Here is a 15,791-nt window from a genome sequence, read left to right on the forward strand (position 1 = left end):
AGGAAATAGTATGTCTAAAACATTGCAATCTTTTAATTTACTAAAATGGATTGATGAGAATAAGGAGTTATTGAAGCCACCAGTAAATAACAAAGTTATTTGGCAAGATTCAGAGTTTATCGCCATGATATTAGGTGGTCCAAATAGAAGACGTGATTTCCATGTAGATCCTTCAGATGAATTTTTCTATCAAATTAAAGGTGAATGTTATGTGGAATGTATTACAGAAGAAGGGAAGCGGGAAGTCGTCACAGTAAAAGAAGGGGATGTATTTATGCTCCCAGCTATGGTACCGCATTCACCACATCGCGTTGCTAACACATATGGGCTTGTAATTGAAAGAAAACGTAGCCAAGGAGAACTTGAGGATTTCGTTTGGTTCTGTGATGAGTGTAATCATGAAATGCATCGTGTACGCGTCCAATTAAGTGATATTGAAAAACAAGTAAAAGAAGCAATTCATAGTTTTAATTCAAATAAAGAAATTCGAGCGTGTAAAAACTGCGGTCATATTATGCCAGAGGAAGTGGAGGAATGGAAGTGCGAATAGATTTTCATACACATATTATTCCTGAAACTTTTCCAGATTTTGAAGAGAAGTTTGGTGGCGGTCGTTGGCCGATATTAAATCGGACTTGTACATGTGGTGCAAGTATTATGGTTGGAGGTAAAAATTTTCGAGACGTGACAGACCAAGTATGGTGTCCTAAGAAAAGAATTGAAGATATGGATCGTGAAGGTGTTGATATTCAAGTTCTATCACCAATCCCCGTTACATTTTCGTATTGGGCAAAACCAGAGGAAGCCGAAAGTATGGCACGTATTCAAAATGATTTTATTGCAGAAACAGTTTTAGCATATCCAGATCGTTTTGTAGGGTTAGGAACGGTTCCGATGCAAGATGGAGAAACTGCGATTCGTGAAATGGAGCGTTGTATAACGGAATTAAATTTACATGGTATTGAAATTGGTACAAACGTAAATGGAAAAAATTTAGATGACCCATCGTTTATTGAATTTTTTCGAATGGCTGAAAAATGGCAAGTTCCGATTTTTATTCATCCATGGGAAACATTAGGGCGTGATAGAATGCCACATCATAATTTTATGTATACAGTTGGGATGCCGAGTGAAACGGCACTTGCGGCAGCTACATTAGTATGGAGTGGAATAATGGAGAAGTTTCCACTGCTAAAGGTTTGTTTTGCGCATGGCGGCGGCTCTTTCCCATATATTTTGCCAAGGTTAGATCAAGGCTGGAAAGTATGGCCGCATTTACGATTGACTACGCATCCTCCTAGTTATTATGCAAAGAAATTTTATTTTGATTCTTTAAATTATGATCCTATTAATTTGAAATATATGATTGAAAGGTTTGGGCATGAAAAGATTTTCATGGGTTCAGATTATCCATTTTTATTGCGAGAAGTTGATCCGGGTAAAGTGATTGATGAAACAGCCAGTTTATCAGAGGAACAAAAAGCAGCGATGCTTGGGGGAAATGCTGCGGAATTTTTAAATATTGATATAAAAAAACGAGGTGTAGCATATGCAGAGAGTACAAACACCTGAGGATAAACTAAGTGAGTTGGGAATTACACTACCAGCTATTCGCCCGGCAGTTGGAAATTATGTTAGTTGTGTAAGAGTAGGTAACTTATTATTTACTGCTGGACAAGGTGTAGATGAGTATCACGGGAAATTAGGAAAAGATATTTCAATTGATGAAGGGTATAAAGCGGCAAGGCAATCGATGTTGAATTTGTTAAGTGTTGTGAGAAATGAACTAGGTGATTTAAATAAGGTAAAACGAATTGTAAAAATACTTGGTTTTGTAAATAGTACGGAAGACTTTATTAATCAGCCAAAAGTAATGAACGGTGCATCGGATGTATTAGTAGATATATTTGGAGAAAAGGGGAAACATGCTCGCTCAGCAGTCGGTATGGCTCAGTTACCTAATAATACAACAATTGAAATTGAGATGGTTTTAGAAATTGAGGAGTAGGAGGTAAAGAAGGTGAACAAAGAATTATTAGCGGACAAACTGAAAGTGAAAGATGCGAAATTGTTTATTGATGGACAGTATGTGGATTCTGTATGTGGTGAAACGTTTGATACGTTCAATCCAGCAACGAATAGAAAGCTTGCATCTATTGCAAAGGCAAATGAAGAGGACACCAAAAGAGCAATTGATGTGGCAGAACGTACATTTAAAAGCGGTATTTGGAGTAAAATGCCTGTGGAAGAGCGATCAAATATTTTATGCAAAATGTCGGATTTGATTATGGAAAGAGTGGATGAGCTAGCTTATATAGAAACTCTGGATGTGGGAAAGCCAATTAAAGAAAGTAAAGGATTCGATATACCACGTTCGGCTCATAATTTTCGCTTCTTTGCTGAAATGGCTAAATATATGGTGCACGAGCACTATGACAAACATAATTTTATGTCATATGCAAAGTATGCTCCTGCGGGAGTGACAAGTTTAATCATTCCTTGGAATTTGCCATTTATGCAAATGACATGGAAAGCATCAGCGGCACTTGCTTCTGGTAATACTGTAGTTGTCAAACCGGCCTCTTATACTCCATTAAGTGCAGTTATGCTTGGTGAAATTGCAAATGATGCAGGACTACCACCAGGTGTACTTAATATTATTACAGGTCCGGGAAATACTGTTGGGACAAAAATGACAACACATCCAGCTGTTAGAAGAATTTCATTTGTTGGAGAAAGTAATACAGGCAAGACAATTATGCGTAATGCATCAGAGAACTTAATACCTGTTTCATTAGAACTAGGAGGTAAATCAGCGAATATCGTATTTGAAGATGCGGATTTAGATGAAGCAGTACAAGGCTCAATTGAAGCTATTTATCGGAATCAAGGAGAAATTTGTTTAGCTGGTTCAAGATTACTAGTGCAAGAAAGTGTATATGAACAGTTTTTAGAGAAATTTGTAGAGGCTGTAAAAAGAATAAAAGTTGGAGATCCTCTTTCTGAAGAGACAGATATGGGAGCGCTTGTATCAAAATCTCATTTAGAAACAGTTAATCGTTATGTAGAAATAGGAACTTCAGAAGGGGCAAAATTAGCCTATGGTGGAAAAAGAGTAGAGAGTCTAGTAGAAGGAAACTTTTATGAACCTACTATTCTATATGATGTTGATAACAGTATGCGTGTAGCGCAGGAAGAGATATTTGGTCCAGTTCTAGTTGTTATTCCATTTAAAACGGAGGAGGATGCAATTCGCATTGCGAATGATTCCATTTATGGACTAGCTGGAGTTGTTTGGACAAATAATCTTAGACGAGCACAACGAGTGGTTTCACAAATTGATTCAGGTTTACTATGGATTAATTGCTGGTATGTCCGAGATTTACGTACGCCATTTGGCGGTTCGAAGGCAAGTGGAATTGGTAGAGAAGGTGGACGTCATAGTTTCGAATTTTATACGGAAGCTAAAACGGTAACGATGAAATTATAAGGATAATATTTTAACTTAATTACAAAGAGCCCTCATTTAATGTTTATGAAAATAAGTCGATGGGTGGGGGCTAGTTACAATGTAGTGGATTGGACATATATATAAATTTTTAAAAATGAGGTGAGAGCAATTGTTAATTAAAGAATTAGCTGATGAGCTATTACAGGCTGAAGATTCACGTGTAGGAATACCTCCTTTTACTGAGAGATATGCTAATTTATCTATTGAGGATGCATATAATATTCAACTTGAAGTAGTAGAAAGAAAGTTGGAGAAAGGGCGTTATGTAATCGGAAAGAAAGTTGGACTTACGAGTGTTGCGATGCAGCAGACGCTTGGGGTAAATGAACCAGATTATGGACATTTGTTAGATGACATGAAAATAGAAAATGGAAGTACAATCTCAATAAGTTCTTTTGTAGCTCCGAAAATAGAAGCAGAAATAGGATTTGTTTTAGAGAAAGATTTAAAAGGGCCTAATATTACATATATTGATGTACTGATGGCAACGAAGTATGTTGTACCTACACTTGAAATAATTGATAGTCGTATTTCCGATTGGAAAATAAAATTGGTCGATACAGTAGCGGATAATGGCTCGTCAGCAAAAGTTGTAATTGGGAACAGATTTTCTAGCATCGATAAAGTAGATTTACGTACAACTGGAATGACACTTTATAAAAATAATAGTTTAATTGCCACGGGGGCTGGTGCTGCTGCATTAGGGCATCCTGCACAAGCTATTGCTTGGTTAGCTAATAAAATACATGAATTTAATATTGAATTAAAAGCAGGAGAGTTAATTTTACCAGGGGCGTTATCTGGTGCAGTCTCAGTGAATAGTAAAGATAGCATTCAAGCTGACTTCGGTTCACTAGGATCGGTTTCAGTTACATTCATATAGGTTAAAATGTTATGAAAAGGTGGGATAGATGTGCAGAAAGTAAAGGCGGCCATAATTGGATCAGGTAATATTGGTACGGATTTAATGTATAAATTAAGAAAAAGTGAAGTCATAGACCTCAATGCCATGATTGGAATAGATGTAGAATCGGATGGTTTAAAGAGGGCGAAAGAAGCCGGATACGAGGTTTTTGATAATGGAATACAGACGATTATTGATAATCCCAGTTTAGCTGATATTGTATTTGATGCAACTTCAGCTAAAGCACATAGGTATCATGCGAAAACGTTAGAAGAGCTTGAAAAAATAGTAATTGACTTAACACCGGCTGCATATGGGCCATTTGTTTGTCCTGCTATTCGAAATAATAATTTTTTAGATAAGAAAAACGTTAATATGATTACGTGCGGGGGACAAGCAACAATCCCGATTGTTCATGCTATTAATGAGGTGGCGAATGTTACATATGCAGAAATCGTTGCTACAATTTCCAGTTTAAGTGCAGGTCCAGGTACAAGAGCAAATATTGATGAATTTACAATTACGACAAAGCGTGGAATTGAAGAAGTTGGTGGGGCTGATAAGGGGAAGGCGATAATTATATTAAACCCTGCAGAGCCACCTATATTAATGAGAGATACGATTTATTGTGAAGCTAAGGATATGGATGAGGTTTCTATCTATGAAGCAATTCATAAAATGGTAGAACGGGTTAGGACGTATGTTCCTGCTTACTCTTTGAAACAAGAACCAATGTTTGATGGGAATCGTGTAACTGTATTTTTAGAAGTTGAAGGAGCTGGAGATTATTTTCCTCCTTATGCCGGTAATTTAGATATTATGACAGCTGCAGCATTAAAAGTAGGTGAAGAATTTGCAAAGCAAATCATTTCAGAGAAGAAAAGAGGTGTAATGAATGAGGCGAAATAGTGAAAGACCAGTGAGAATAACGGAAGTTTGTTTACGTGATGGAAGTCATGTAATGAAACATCAATTTACAGAAGAGCAAGTTCGATCTGTAACAAGGGCATTAGATGAGGCAGGTATGCATTATATCGAAGTGAGCCATGGAGATGGTTTAGGTGGCTCTACTTTACAATATGGGAAGTCATTAGTTAATGAAATGAAGCTCATTGAAGCTGCGGTAGATGGGTGTAAGCAAGCTCAAATAGCTGTCTTGTTAATTCCTGGTATTGGAACGATTCATGAATTAAAGCAAGCTGCAAATATTGGTGCGAAACTAGTTCGTGTAGCAACACATGTAACAGAAGCGGATGTTTCCGCTCAGCATATTCAATTTGCGCGTGAGTTAGGTATGGAAGTGTGCGGTTTTTTAATGATGGCACATTCTGCATCGGTTGAAAAGTTAGTAGAACAAGCAAAGCTTATGGAAAGTTATGGTGCAGAAGCAGTTTATGTAACAGATTCTGCAGGAGCTTTATTGCCTCATGAAGTACGTGAACGTATCCGTGCTTTGCGTCAATCTTTAAATATTGAAATTGGTTTCCATGGTCATAATAATCTTTCGGTTGCAGTAGCAAATACAATTACTGCAATTGAAGAAGGAGCGACACGTATTGATGGAAGTGTACGATGTCTTGGCGCAGGAGCTGGAAATGCCCAAACAGAAGTATTGCTCGCTGTTTTGGATCGTATGGGATATAAGCTAGATATAGATTTATATAAGATGATGGATGTCGCAGAGGAGATAGTTGCCCCTTTATTACCAGTACCACAAGAAATTCAAAAAAGTAGTCTAGTAATGGGATATGCAGGGGTATACTCTAGTTTTTTATTACATGCTGAAAGGGCGGCACAACGCTTTAAGGTAGACACACGTGATATTTTAATAGAACTGGGGAAAAGAAAAGTAGTTGGAGGACAAGAGGATATGATTTTAGATGTAGCTGCAGAATTAGCAAAGATAAAAATGGAGGTGTAACATATGGCTTTAGTGAAAGGGGCAGATTTAGAAATTATTGACTATTTACTTCAAGCTGAAAAGGAAAGAAAAGAAGTAGTAAAAGTAACGGATAAGCATCCTGATTTAACAGTAGAGGATGCTTATAAACTGCAAAAACGTTTAATTGAACAAAAAATGAGCGAAGGTTCTAAAAGAGTTGGTGTGAAACTTGGATTAACGAGTAAGGCAAAACAACAAATGATGGGGATTGATGAAGCGATTTACGGATATTTGTTGCATGATATGCTTGCATTCGAATGGGAGCCATTGCAATATGAAACGTTGATTCATCCGAAAGTAGAGCCAGAGATTGCTTTTTTAATAGGTGAGGATTTACAAGGAACGAATGTGACAGCTGATGATGTATTAAAGGCAACAAAATATGTTGCGCCAGCTTTAGAGGTGATTGATAGTAGATATTTGAATTTTAAATTTACATTACCTGATGTAATAGCAGATAATTGTTCCTCTTCAAAATTTTTGTTAGGAAGCAAATGGATTGATGTTAAGAATATAGATTTAGCAAATGTAGGAATGGTTATGTCAAAGAACGGTAAGATTGCTACGACTGGGACAGGAGCAGCTGTGCTGGGACATCCAGCAGAGGCAATCGCTTGGGCGGTAAATAAACTTGATTTACAAAATGAAGGATTAAAAAAAGGTGATATTGTATTAAGTGGAGCATTATCTGAAGCGATTGCATTTAAATCTGGAGATTCTATCATTGCACAATTTGATGATTTGGGAAGTGTAGCGATGTTTTGTGAATAAATAGTAAAGCGAGAGATAAAAATGCCCATTATACAAATTCAAATAATAGAAGGTAGAAAGCAAGAGCAAATTCAAAATCTAATATTTGATGTTACAGAAGTAGTCGCGAAAAACTTGGATGTAGATGTTGGACGAGTCCGTGTTTTAGTGAATGAAATCCCAAGTTCGCATTGGGGAGTAGGAGGAAAGTCTAAAGAGTGTTTAAAAGAAATTTAGTTAGTAATAAAAGCAATTTTCATTCTCTTATGAATGGGGGTTGCTTTTGTTGTTTTGAAAATTTCTAATAATATGTTAAAATTTATTCTTGGTTTTAAGGAGAAAAGGGGAGTGAAGAAACATGCAAATACTACTAATACGCCACGGAGAATCAGAAGCTGATATTTTAAACGTACATGAAGGACGAGCTGACTTTGAATTAACAGAAAAGGGAAGAGAGCAGGTGCAAAGACTTGTACAGAAAGTGAAAGCAGATTTCCCGCCAGATTTCATTTGGGCAAGTACATTAAAACGGGCTCGCGAAACAGGTGAAATGTTAGCAGAGGGAATTGGGTGTCCAATTCAATTAGAAGAGGAATTAATGGAGTTCAATAATGGAGTGCAAGCAGGTCTTTCATTTGAAGAAGCAAAGAAATATCCCGAGCCACAGTTTCTTCATGATCGATTTGAAAATGGGGAGTCATTTATTGAGTTTCGAATGAGAATAGAAGGCATCTTTTCTAAAATCGTGACAGAGAATACGTATGACCGAATTGCAATTGTTGCACATGGTGGTGTAATAAATAGTCTATTACGTGCGTTTTTCAAAATGCCCATTTCAATGGATTATTATTTTAAAATGGGAGATACGGGAATAAGCTTAATTGAAATGGATGGCGAACAAAAAACAGTACATTTCATTAATGATACGAATCATTTGGACGGGATGTAAAGATCTATGTACAAAGTAGTATTTTTTGATGTTGACGGTACGCTTTTAAGCGAAATTGATAGAAGTATGCATGAGAGCACAAAAGAAGCAATACAAAGATTAATAGAAAAAGGGATTCACGTAGTTGTTACTACAGGGAGACCATATAGCTTATGTTCGCAATTTAAAGAGCTGGGCATACATACAATTATTTCTGCAAATGGTGCACATATTAAGTGTGAGGAAACGGTTCTACATAAATCAGTACTTTCAAGTGAAATCGTTCATGATATCTCAGAGTTTGCAGAATTACATGGTCACGGTATTTCTTATTTTACCGAGGATTTTGCAATGAACGGAATAGCTTCGGATAATGAGCGTGTAATGCAAGCGCTTAGCGAGACGTTGAATTTAGAGAAGTATCCAGAAAAAAGCAGGGATTTGTCAGAAGAAATCTATTGTTTATGTCTGTATGCAGATGAAATAGAAGCTCAAAAATTTCTTGAAAGATATCCAGCACTTACGTTTGAACGTTTTCACGGTTATGTTATGAATGTGTTGGAAGATAATAAAGTATCGAAGGTAACTGCAATTCAAAAGGTATTAGAGCACCTAAACATTTGCAAATCAGAAGCCATTGCTTTTGGTGACGGTAGCAATGATATTGAGATGTTAGAGTATGTAGGATTAGGTATTGCGATGGGGAATGGCGGAGAAGAGTTAAAAACAAGAGCTGATTTCGTTACAAAGAAGGCGAGTGAAGGTGGTATTTTATTTGCCTTAGAAAAGCATTATGTCGTCTAACGTACCTTTATTGAAATAAAGGTACGTTAGGATCTTTAATGTGCTCGCATAATAAAATATGTATTTGTCCACGATGATGATAAAAGTGTGCAACAATTTCAAGTAACCATTCAAACCGAGAATAAGAAACACCCCAATAGGCAGTCATAACTGCCGCTAATTCTTCATGGGAATAGGAAAGAAATGTTTTAGAGAGAAGGTTGTATCCTTCAAGCATTATTTGTTGCATGTACGCAATTGTTTCTGGTGTATGTTCTAAATAAAAGGTACGTAACTCTTTTTCCGTACTACCATTTAAAATGAGTAAATCAGCATGGCAAATAAGAGAAAGATGTGCACACATTTCAAATAATGATCGCTTCGAGTGAATTGGTTGTATTTTTAATTCGTCTTCTTTATATCGGTTAAGCATTTGAATAGAAGTATCAACAGCAACTTTAAGTTGATGCAATACAGATTGTACAAACATTGTAATTCTCCTCTTCTACGTATATAATAGTTTCTTGAGGGTATTATATCGTACTCAAAATTCCGAAAATTCTAGTAGTTTGACTAGCATATTGAAAAGTATTATATTGTAAAAGGTCATATGAAACGTGAAATAGAATGGAATGCAATTATTGAGTTAGGAGTTAGACCAATGAGTTTGAAATATGGAAGAGATACAATTGTTGAAGTTGACTTAAATGCAGTAAAACATAATGTAAAAGAATTTAAAAAACGAGTGAATGATGAAAATATTGCAATGATGGCTGCTGTAAAAGCGAATGGGTATGGTCATGGGGCAGTTGAAGTTGCAAAAGCTGCTATTGAAGCAGGAATAAATCAGCTTGCAGTTGCATTTGTAGATGAAGCGATAGAGTTAAGAGAAGCAGGAATTAACGTGCCGATTTTAATTTTAGGCTATACGTCAGTAGCATCTGCGGAAGAAGCAATTCAATATGATGTAATGATAACTGTTTATAGAAGTGAAGATTTACAAGGTATAAATGAAATCGCAAACCGTCTTCAAAAGAAAGCGCAAATTCAGGTGAAAATTGATACAGGAATGAGTCGCATTGGTTTACAAGAAGAAGAGGTTAAACCATTTTTAGAGGAATTAAAACGTATGGAGTATGTAGAGGTAGTAGGAATGTTTACACATTACTCTACGGCAGATGAAATCGATAAATCATATACGAATATGCAAACAAGTTTATTTGAAAAAGCTGTCAATACAGCAAAAGAATTAGGAATTCATATCCCATATATTCATAGTTCAAATAGTGCAGGATCAATGGAACTTAGCAATACATTTCAAAATATGGTTCGTGTCGGTATCGGAATTTATGGAATGTATCCTTCAAAAGAGGTAGATCATTCAGTTGTTTCTCTGCAGCCTGCGTTGTCGTTAAAATCAAAAGTAGCTCATATTAAGCATGCAAAGAAAAATCGCGGTGTAAGTTATGGGAATACGTATGTAACGACTGGTGAAGAATGGATTGCCACTATACCGATTGGTTATGCTGATGGCTATAACCGTCAGTTATCTAATAAAGGGCATGCATTAATAAATGGAGTTCGAGTACCTGTTATTGGTCGTGTTTGTATGGATCAGCTCATGTTAGACGTTTCAAAAGCAATGCCAGTACAAGTGGGAGACGAAGTAGTATTCTACGGTAAACAAGGCGAAGAAAACATTGCAGTAGAAGAAATAGCGGATATGTTAGGTACAATTAACTATGAAGTTACATGTATGTTAGACAGAAGAATTCCACGTGTATATAAAGAAAATAATGAAACGACTGCTATTGTAAATATACTAAGAAAAAACTGAATCGTTATGATTCAGTTTTTTTATTTTTGACAAATGAAAAATGTTCTATTTGTACCGTGTGATTGAATGTCCTTAAAACCTACGGATTCTAGCAAAGAAATTATTTCTTCATTGGAATAACAAGCTTCTTCAAAAGAAAAGTCACTTCTTGTCCAATTATTATCTATGTCATGTTGAAATAGTATAAAGTTCATGACTGCTTTTTTATTGTCATTATCATATGTAGAATCGATTGTACAAACATATTCCGTTTCTGAAATGTGAAAGGAAGCGCTCCAGTTTTCAAGAAAACCTTTTTCCATATTCATATCAAATACGAATGTACCTTCACTATGTAATATAGAATAAACATTACGAAAAACACTTTTTAATTCATCTAATTTTAAAATATGGTTTAAGCTATCGCCAGTAGAGATAACATATTGAAATTGCTCATTTATATTGAAATAGCGAGCATCATCGACGATAAAGGCTGCGTCTGGAGCGTTTTGACGTGCGTATTCAATCATTTGAGCAGAACCATCTATACCAGTTACTACAAAATGATTCTCAATTAATTTCTTAGTAAGGTGACCAGTCCCGCAGCAAAGATCTAAAATATGAGAATGTGGTGGTGCATATTGTAAAATGAGTTTTTCCAAAAGTAGATAGGAGTGTTCAGCATAATGCCCCCAATGTTTATTATAAATGGATGCGAAAATATCATAATCAGAATAAATTAGTTTTTTAGACACATGCATTCACCTCGAAATTCATTACATTATAATAATCATACTTCGTTTTCATTTCAAAACCACATTGTGTATACAATTTTAAAGCATGGTTATTTTTCGTTTCGACGTCTAATTTAATTGTTGAAACTCCTTTTGTAATAAGGGTATGTATCATGGACGTAAGAATATCTTTACCGTATCCTTTCCCTTGATAAGAAGGGTGAACGGCGAATCCTGATAGTGTAGTAGATTGGTCTTCTTTAGAAACTGTAATTGTTCCTATCACTTTTTTATCGATAAGAGCACTGTAAACTTGATGGGAAGATGAATCCATCATCTTTTGTAACCATGTAGTGGTGTTTTCTACTGAATCTCCAAACGCTTTACTAGAAATTTCAATCAGATCAAGCAGTGATTTTGAAGATGCAAGAGTAAGTTGTATAGCATTCTTCGTTCTTTTTTGCGCTCCATTTGCTTTGAACTCCATACTATATTCACTATATAAATAAGGTAGCTTCATATGTATTGCAAATGCTTTCCCAGAAGCAGACGCCCCATTCATAATAAGAAGAGCTTCGTCTGCCTCTCTTAATCGTATTTCTTTCATTGCGGTTTGTAAAAGAGTAGTACCTATATATTGTTTCCTATAGTTCGGATGAACAAAGCCTATTAACTCAAGTTTGGTAGGTCTTTCAAAGTCATACATACTTAATGCACCGACTAATTGAGTATCGTCATAGAGTAAAAAGTCATGTATCTCTTCTTTATTACGAGCAGTTAAAAAGTTTACATGTAAATCTGACGAGTAATCAATTTGATCGTGTTGCCCGCAAATATGAGCTAAATCTTTCATTTGTTGTATTTCACATTCTGTTAAAGAACACTTTTTCTGAATTTCCATTTCATAACCTCTCACCTTCGAATTTAAAAATAGGATGGATGACTTAGCCACTTTTCTAATTCCACACTGCCCTGAACAGATAATAAACGGTACAAATATCGATAAGGACGTCTACATTCTACAAGATTAGGAATAGGCATGATGGTTTCATAACCTTGTTTAAAAGCATGAGCTTCCTTTTTTGTAAATACATATTCTAAGCCGATAAAATCAAATTCTCGGGGAGCAACTGCATAAGCTTCTGTATCTACTAAACCTGTAATAGTTGTACCATCTGATAAAAACTGAGTAGGGTCCATATCAATTAAAACGAGCGTAGCTTCCTTTGGTACCGGTAAGGAAGAAAGTTGTTGTTCAAAAGTAGGAAATGCGTTACGGATGCTCGCATTATTGGAATAAAATCTATTTACAAGTTCTTTACTGACTTTTAATATGTGAGACTTACATTCTTCTAGTGGAACTTGGAAAGTACCTGATGGGTTTCCTATAAACTTTGCTTGAAACGAATGAATTTCTGCTAGTCCTTTTCCAAGGCTGAATAAAATTGAATCAGATTGTCCGATAAAGGATTGGAGCGTACTTCCTGTTAGTTTTTCGACACTAACATACTTCCGGCCATTTAAAACATGTTTTTGCAAAATAGTGGGGATGGGCAAGTTAGTATGCTTTTTCAATAATTCGTGTATATGCTCTAAATGATGTACGTTCCTTGGATCGGTTCCAAAAAGGTTTTTACATCCCCACCAAAAATCATTATTTGGTTCTTCAGTCATTTTTGAGGAACGAACAATAACTTCTTCAAATGCTGTTTTAACAAGAAACACATCGCTTGCATGTTCTTCATAACCTGGGTGTAAAGTTTGAATAGATAAAATAGGTGAAGCGAATAGTTGTTGTAGCATGAAATTGCTCCTTTTTCTGTAAATTCGATAAATTTATTATATAACAGAATATGTTGCAAGTGGATAATGATAGGGACAACATAGAATTTAAATAAATTTACGGTGAGAAATCAGTTTGGAAATTATATTTTTCTACTTTTGTATGAATTATCAAAATAATGTTTTGATGATAAATCTGTAAAAATACCCAAATATAAATCTCATATTTTTCAGTAAATGAAGAGTTAAGCACACTTTCAATAGGGGGATAACGTAGGTTATGAAAAATATTTCTCAATAATAAAATGAAGAGAAAAATGTGAAGAAATAGAATAGATTCCTTTATAATAGTTTTAAATTAATTAATATAATTAATTATTAATAATATTAGATAGGAGAGAATATGATGGCAAACGTACTCGTAATAAATTTCCCTGGAGAAGGTCATATAAATCCGACTTTAGCTATTGTAAGTGAGTTAATTCGGCGAGGGGAGACAGTTGTTTCGTATTGTATTGAAGATTTTAGAAAGAAGATTGAAGCAACAGGTGCACAATTCCGAGAGTTTGAGAATTTTCTCTCTCAAATTAATATTATGGAGCGAGTAAATGAAGGTGGGAGTCCTTTGACGATGCTGTCTCATATGATGGAAGCATCAGAACGTATTGTTACTCAAATTGTAGAAGAAACAAAAGGGGAAAAGTACGATTATTTGATATATGATAATCATTTTCCAGTAGGACGTATTATAGCCAATGTTTTACAATTACCTAGTGTTTCTTCTTGTACAACGTTTGCTTTTAATCAGTACATTACTTTTAACGATGAACATGAATCAAGAGAAGTAGATGAAATGAATCCATTGTATCAATCTTGTTTAGCGGGAATGGAAAAATGGAATAAGCAGTATGGAATGAAGTGTACTAGTATGTATGATATTATGAACCATCCTGGTGATATTACGATTGTGTATACTTCAAAAGAATATCAGCCGCGTTCAGATGTATTTGATGAATCATATAAGTTTGTCGGTCCATCAATTGCTACTCGAAAAGAAGTAGGTAGCTTTCCTATTGAACATTTAAAAGATGAAAAAGTGATTTTCATTTCTATGGGAACAGTTTTCAATGAACAACCTGAGCTATATGAAAAATGTTTTGAAGCTTTTAAAGATGTAGAAGCGACAGTCGTATTAGTTGTTGGTAAGAAGATAAATATAAGTCAATTTGAAAACATTCCGGATAACTTTAAGGTGTATAATTATGTGCCACAATTAGAAGTATTACAGCATGCTGATGTATTCGTGACACACGGTGGTATGAATAGTTCGAGTGAAGCACTGTATTACGGTGTCCCATTAGTTGTAATTCCGGTAACAGGAGATCAGCCTTTAGTTGCGAAACGAGTAAATGAAGTAGGGGCTGGAATAAGGCTAAATCGTAAAGAACTCACTTCTGAATTGTTACGAGAGTCTGTAAAGAAAGTGATGAATGATGTAACGTTTAAGGAAAATAGTCGTAAAGTTGGAGAGTCACTTCGAAAGGCTGGTGGATATAAAAGGGCAGTTGATGAAATATTTAAAATGAAAATGAATTCGTACTTGAAACTTAAATAAATGTTTGAGGCACACTTACTACAATGGGTAAGTGTGTTTCAATAAAAAATTACATAAAAATCACTATAAAGGTGAAACTTTTGTGTATATAAACTGATATCTTTGTATTAGTAGAGAAATTACGTTAAAATAATACTAAGAAAATATATAAGTTTTGGGGGTAATGAATGAAGAAAGTATTTGAATACGTATTATTAACAATTGGCTCAATTATTGTAGCAGGTTCATTAGAGCTTATTTTAGCGCCTAATGGATTAGTAGATGGCGGGGTAACAGCCATTGCTATTATGGCGAATAAAGTTGCAGGATTGCCGCTTTATGGAGTGTTCTTGGGGATTAATATCCCGATTTTATTATTTACTGCAAAAGTAATGGGAAAGAAGTTCTTTATCCGTACGTCCTATGCAAATGTTGTGACAACACTCGGATTGATTTATTTGAAACCATTTCCAGCAATTACAACTTCTGAATTGTTAATTGTTCTTTATGGAGGAGTTCTATTTGGTGTTGGTGTAGGAATTGTAGTAAAAATGGGCGGAGCAATTGATGGATCAGAAATGTTAGCTGTTTGGATGAATAAACATTTTAAAGTGCCGATTAGTACATTTTTACTTGCTGTAAATGCGGTTATTTTCATCTTTGTTGCCATTTTGTTTTCAATTGAACAAGCGATGTTCTCATTAGCAATTTTCTATATTGTTACGAAGATGATTGATTTCATATTAGATGGCATTAATCAAGGAAAGAGCGTTATGATTATTTCTGGTAAAAATAAAGAAATAGGCGATCTACTTATGAAAGAATTGCAATTATCCGTTACGTATCTACATGGAGAAGGTGGTTTTTTAGGAGAACATAAGAGAATCATTTATTGTATTACAAACCGTTTCATTTATCCGAAAATGAAAGATCTCGTTCTCTCTGTAGATCCAACTGCTATTATTGAAGCTTCCTATTCAACAGAAACAACTGGTGTCAAACGTCCGGGAAGGGCAATGAGATCAGAAAAATAGTGCATAAAAATAG

At 35.2% G+C, this 15,791-nt stretch carries 18 protein-coding genes; 14 read left to right on the forward strand and 4 right to left on the reverse strand.

Annotated elements, in window-relative coordinates; translation table 11 throughout:
- Positions 1-10: 10 nt before the first annotated feature.
- The 11 genes from nbaC (at position 11) to PSR14_RS11140 (ending at position 8,839) form a co-directional block, all read left to right on the forward strand.
- Positions 11-550: a 3-hydroxyanthranilate 3,4-dioxygenase gene (gene nbaC, locus PSR14_RS11090; protein ID WP_000047733.1), complete on the forward strand. Its 540-nt coding sequence runs from the start codon at positions 11-13 to the stop codon at positions 548-550.
- Positions 535-1,572 carry an amidohydrolase family protein gene (locus PSR14_RS11095; RefSeq protein WP_000453804.1) on the forward strand — a complete coding sequence of 346 codons (1,038 nt, stop codon included), beginning with the start codon at positions 535-537 and terminating at the stop codon, positions 1,570-1,572. Before nbaC ends, PSR14_RS11095 begins: the two co-directional genes overlap by 16 nt.
- Positions 1,550-2,008: a RidA family protein gene (locus tag PSR14_RS11100; RefSeq protein ID WP_001190048.1), complete on the forward strand. Its 459-nt coding sequence runs from the start codon at positions 1,550-1,552 to the stop codon at positions 2,006-2,008. The genes PSR14_RS11095 and PSR14_RS11100 overlap by 23 nt, the downstream gene beginning before the upstream one ends.
- A 12-nt stretch (positions 2,009-2,020) precedes the next feature.
- Positions 2,021-3,490: an aldehyde dehydrogenase gene (locus PSR14_RS11105; RefSeq protein WP_001031170.1), complete on the forward strand. Its 1,470-nt coding sequence runs from the start codon at positions 2,021-2,023 to the stop codon at positions 3,488-3,490.
- Between the two features lie 130 nt (positions 3,491-3,620).
- Positions 3,621-4,394: a 2-keto-4-pentenoate hydratase gene (locus PSR14_RS11110; RefSeq protein ID WP_071742471.1), complete on the forward strand. Its 774-nt coding sequence runs from the start codon at positions 3,621-3,623 to the stop codon at positions 4,392-4,394.
- Positions 4,395-4,424: 30 nt separating this feature from the next.
- Positions 4,425-5,324, forward strand: a complete 900-nt coding sequence (locus PSR14_RS11115; RefSeq protein WP_098487111.1) for an acetaldehyde dehydrogenase (acetylating) — start codon at positions 4,425-4,427, stop codon at positions 5,322-5,324.
- Positions 5,311-6,336: a 4-hydroxy-2-oxovalerate aldolase gene (gene dmpG, locus PSR14_RS11120; RefSeq protein WP_098487112.1), complete on the forward strand. Its 1,026-nt coding sequence runs from the start codon at positions 5,311-5,313 to the stop codon at positions 6,334-6,336. Before PSR14_RS11115 ends, dmpG begins: the two co-directional genes overlap by 14 nt.
- A 3-nt stretch (positions 6,337-6,339) precedes the next feature.
- Positions 6,340-7,128, forward strand: coding sequence for a 2-keto-4-pentenoate hydratase (locus PSR14_RS11125; protein WP_001229803.1), 789 nt, complete (start codon positions 6,340-6,342; stop codon positions 7,126-7,128).
- Positions 7,129-7,143: 15 nt separating this feature from the next.
- Positions 7,144-7,344, forward strand: a complete 201-nt coding sequence (locus tag PSR14_RS11130) for a 4-oxalocrotonate tautomerase (protein WP_254916606.1) — start codon at positions 7,144-7,146, stop codon at positions 7,342-7,344.
- 121 nt (positions 7,345-7,465) lie between these two features.
- A complete protein-coding gene (locus tag PSR14_RS11135; protein WP_071742466.1) occupies positions 7,466-8,056 on the forward strand; it encodes a histidine phosphatase family protein in 591 nt (196 codons plus the stop codon).
- Positions 8,057-8,062: 6 nt separating this feature from the next.
- Positions 8,063-8,839 carry a Cof-type HAD-IIB family hydrolase gene (locus PSR14_RS11140; protein WP_061183067.1) on the forward strand — a complete coding sequence of 259 codons (777 nt, stop codon included), beginning with the start codon at positions 8,063-8,065 and terminating at the stop codon, positions 8,837-8,839.
- 7 nt (positions 8,840-8,846) lie between these two features.
- Here PSR14_RS11140 and PSR14_RS11145 read toward each other — a convergent pair whose 3' ends face one another.
- Positions 8,847-9,308: a DinB family protein gene (locus tag PSR14_RS11145; RefSeq protein WP_073540514.1), complete on the reverse strand. Its 462-nt coding sequence runs from the start codon at positions 9,306-9,308 to the stop codon at positions 8,847-8,849.
- A 171-nt stretch (positions 9,309-9,479) separates the two neighbouring features.
- Here PSR14_RS11145 and alr point away from each other — a divergent pair, with 171 nt between their 5' ends.
- The gene (gene alr, locus PSR14_RS11150) at positions 9,480-10,655 is read left to right on the forward strand and encodes an alanine racemase (RefSeq protein ID WP_061535810.1); all 1,176 of its coding nucleotides are present in this window, start codon (positions 9,480-9,482) and stop codon (positions 10,653-10,655) included.
- A 20-nt stretch (positions 10,656-10,675) separates the two neighbouring features.
- Here alr and PSR14_RS11155 read toward each other — a convergent pair whose 3' ends face one another.
- Genes PSR14_RS11155 through PSR14_RS11165 form a run of 3 tightly spaced genes read right to left on the reverse strand, consistent with a single transcriptional unit; the run spans position 10,676 to position 13,171 of the window.
- Positions 10,676-11,389 carry a class I SAM-dependent methyltransferase gene (locus PSR14_RS11155; RefSeq protein WP_000038489.1) on the reverse strand — a complete coding sequence of 238 codons (714 nt, stop codon included), beginning with the start codon at positions 11,387-11,389 and terminating at the stop codon, positions 10,676-10,678.
- Complete coding sequence (locus tag PSR14_RS11160; RefSeq protein ID WP_061535791.1) at positions 11,382-12,269, reverse strand: GNAT family N-acetyltransferase; 888 nt, start codon at positions 12,267-12,269, stop codon at positions 11,382-11,384. Before PSR14_RS11160 ends, PSR14_RS11155 begins: the two co-directional genes overlap by 8 nt.
- 23 nt (positions 12,270-12,292) lie before the next feature.
- A complete protein-coding gene (locus PSR14_RS11165) occupies positions 12,293-13,171 on the reverse strand; it encodes a hypothetical protein (RefSeq protein ID WP_061535790.1) in 879 nt (292 codons plus the stop codon).
- Positions 13,172-13,556: 385 nt separating this feature from the next.
- Here PSR14_RS11165 and PSR14_RS11170 point away from each other — a divergent pair, with 385 nt between their 5' ends.
- Both PSR14_RS11170 and PSR14_RS11175 read left to right on the forward strand, forming a co-directional pair.
- Positions 13,557-14,765: a macrolide family glycosyltransferase gene (locus PSR14_RS11170; protein ID WP_073540516.1), complete on the forward strand. Its 1,209-nt coding sequence runs from the start codon at positions 13,557-13,559 to the stop codon at positions 14,763-14,765.
- A gap of 167 nt (positions 14,766-14,932) precedes the next feature.
- Positions 14,933-15,778 (forward strand): YitT family protein, encoded by an 846-nt coding sequence (locus PSR14_RS11175; protein WP_000755132.1) that lies wholly within the window; start codon positions 14,933-14,935, stop codon positions 15,776-15,778.
- The last annotated feature ends 13 nt before the right edge of the window (positions 15,779-15,791 follow it).

Source organism: Bacillus sp. A01H (assembly GCF_045277205.1).
GTDB lineage: Bacteria > Bacillota > Bacilli > Bacillales > Bacillaceae_G > Bacillus_A > Bacillus_A paranthracis.

Excerpts from the sequence above, each read along its gene's own strand:
- nbaC (WP_000047733.1), top strand. The coding sequence starts at position 11 with ATGTCTAAAACATTGCAATCTTTTAATTTACTAAAATGGATTGATGAG.
- PSR14_RS11095 (WP_000453804.1), top strand. The coding sequence starts at position 535 with ATGGAAGTGCGAATAGATTTTCATACACATATTATTCCTGAAACTTTT.
- PSR14_RS11100 (WP_001190048.1), top strand. The coding sequence starts at position 1,550 with ATGCAGAGAGTACAAACACCTGAGGATAAACTAAGTGAGTTGGGAATT.
- dmpG (WP_098487112.1), top strand. The coding sequence starts at position 5,311 with ATGAGGCGAAATAGTGAAAGACCAGTGAGAATAACGGAAGTTTGTTTA.
- PSR14_RS11125 (WP_001229803.1), top strand. The coding sequence starts at position 6,340 with ATGGCTTTAGTGAAAGGGGCAGATTTAGAAATTATTGACTATTTACTT.
- PSR14_RS11135 (WP_071742466.1), top strand. The coding sequence starts at position 7,466 with ATGCAAATACTACTAATACGCCACGGAGAATCAGAAGCTGATATTTTA.
- PSR14_RS11140 (WP_061183067.1), top strand. The coding sequence starts at position 8,063 with ATGTACAAAGTAGTATTTTTTGATGTTGACGGTACGCTTTTAAGCGAA.
- PSR14_RS11145 (WP_073540514.1), bottom strand. The coding sequence starts at position 9,308 with ATGTTTGTACAATCTGTATTGCATCAACTTAAAGTTGCTGTTGATACT.
- alr (WP_061535810.1), top strand. The coding sequence starts at position 9,480 with ATGAGTTTGAAATATGGAAGAGATACAATTGTTGAAGTTGACTTAAAT.
- PSR14_RS11160 (WP_061535791.1), bottom strand. The coding sequence starts at position 12,269 with ATGGAAATTCAGAAAAAGTGTTCTTTAACAGAATGTGAAATACAACAA.
- PSR14_RS11165 (WP_061535790.1), bottom strand. The coding sequence starts at position 13,171 with ATGCTACAACAACTATTCGCTTCACCTATTTTATCTATTCAAACTTTA.
- PSR14_RS11170 (WP_073540516.1), top strand. The coding sequence starts at position 13,557 with ATGGCAAACGTACTCGTAATAAATTTCCCTGGAGAAGGTCATATAAAT.
- PSR14_RS11175 (WP_000755132.1), top strand. The coding sequence starts at position 14,933 with ATGAAGAAAGTATTTGAATACGTATTATTAACAATTGGCTCAATTATT.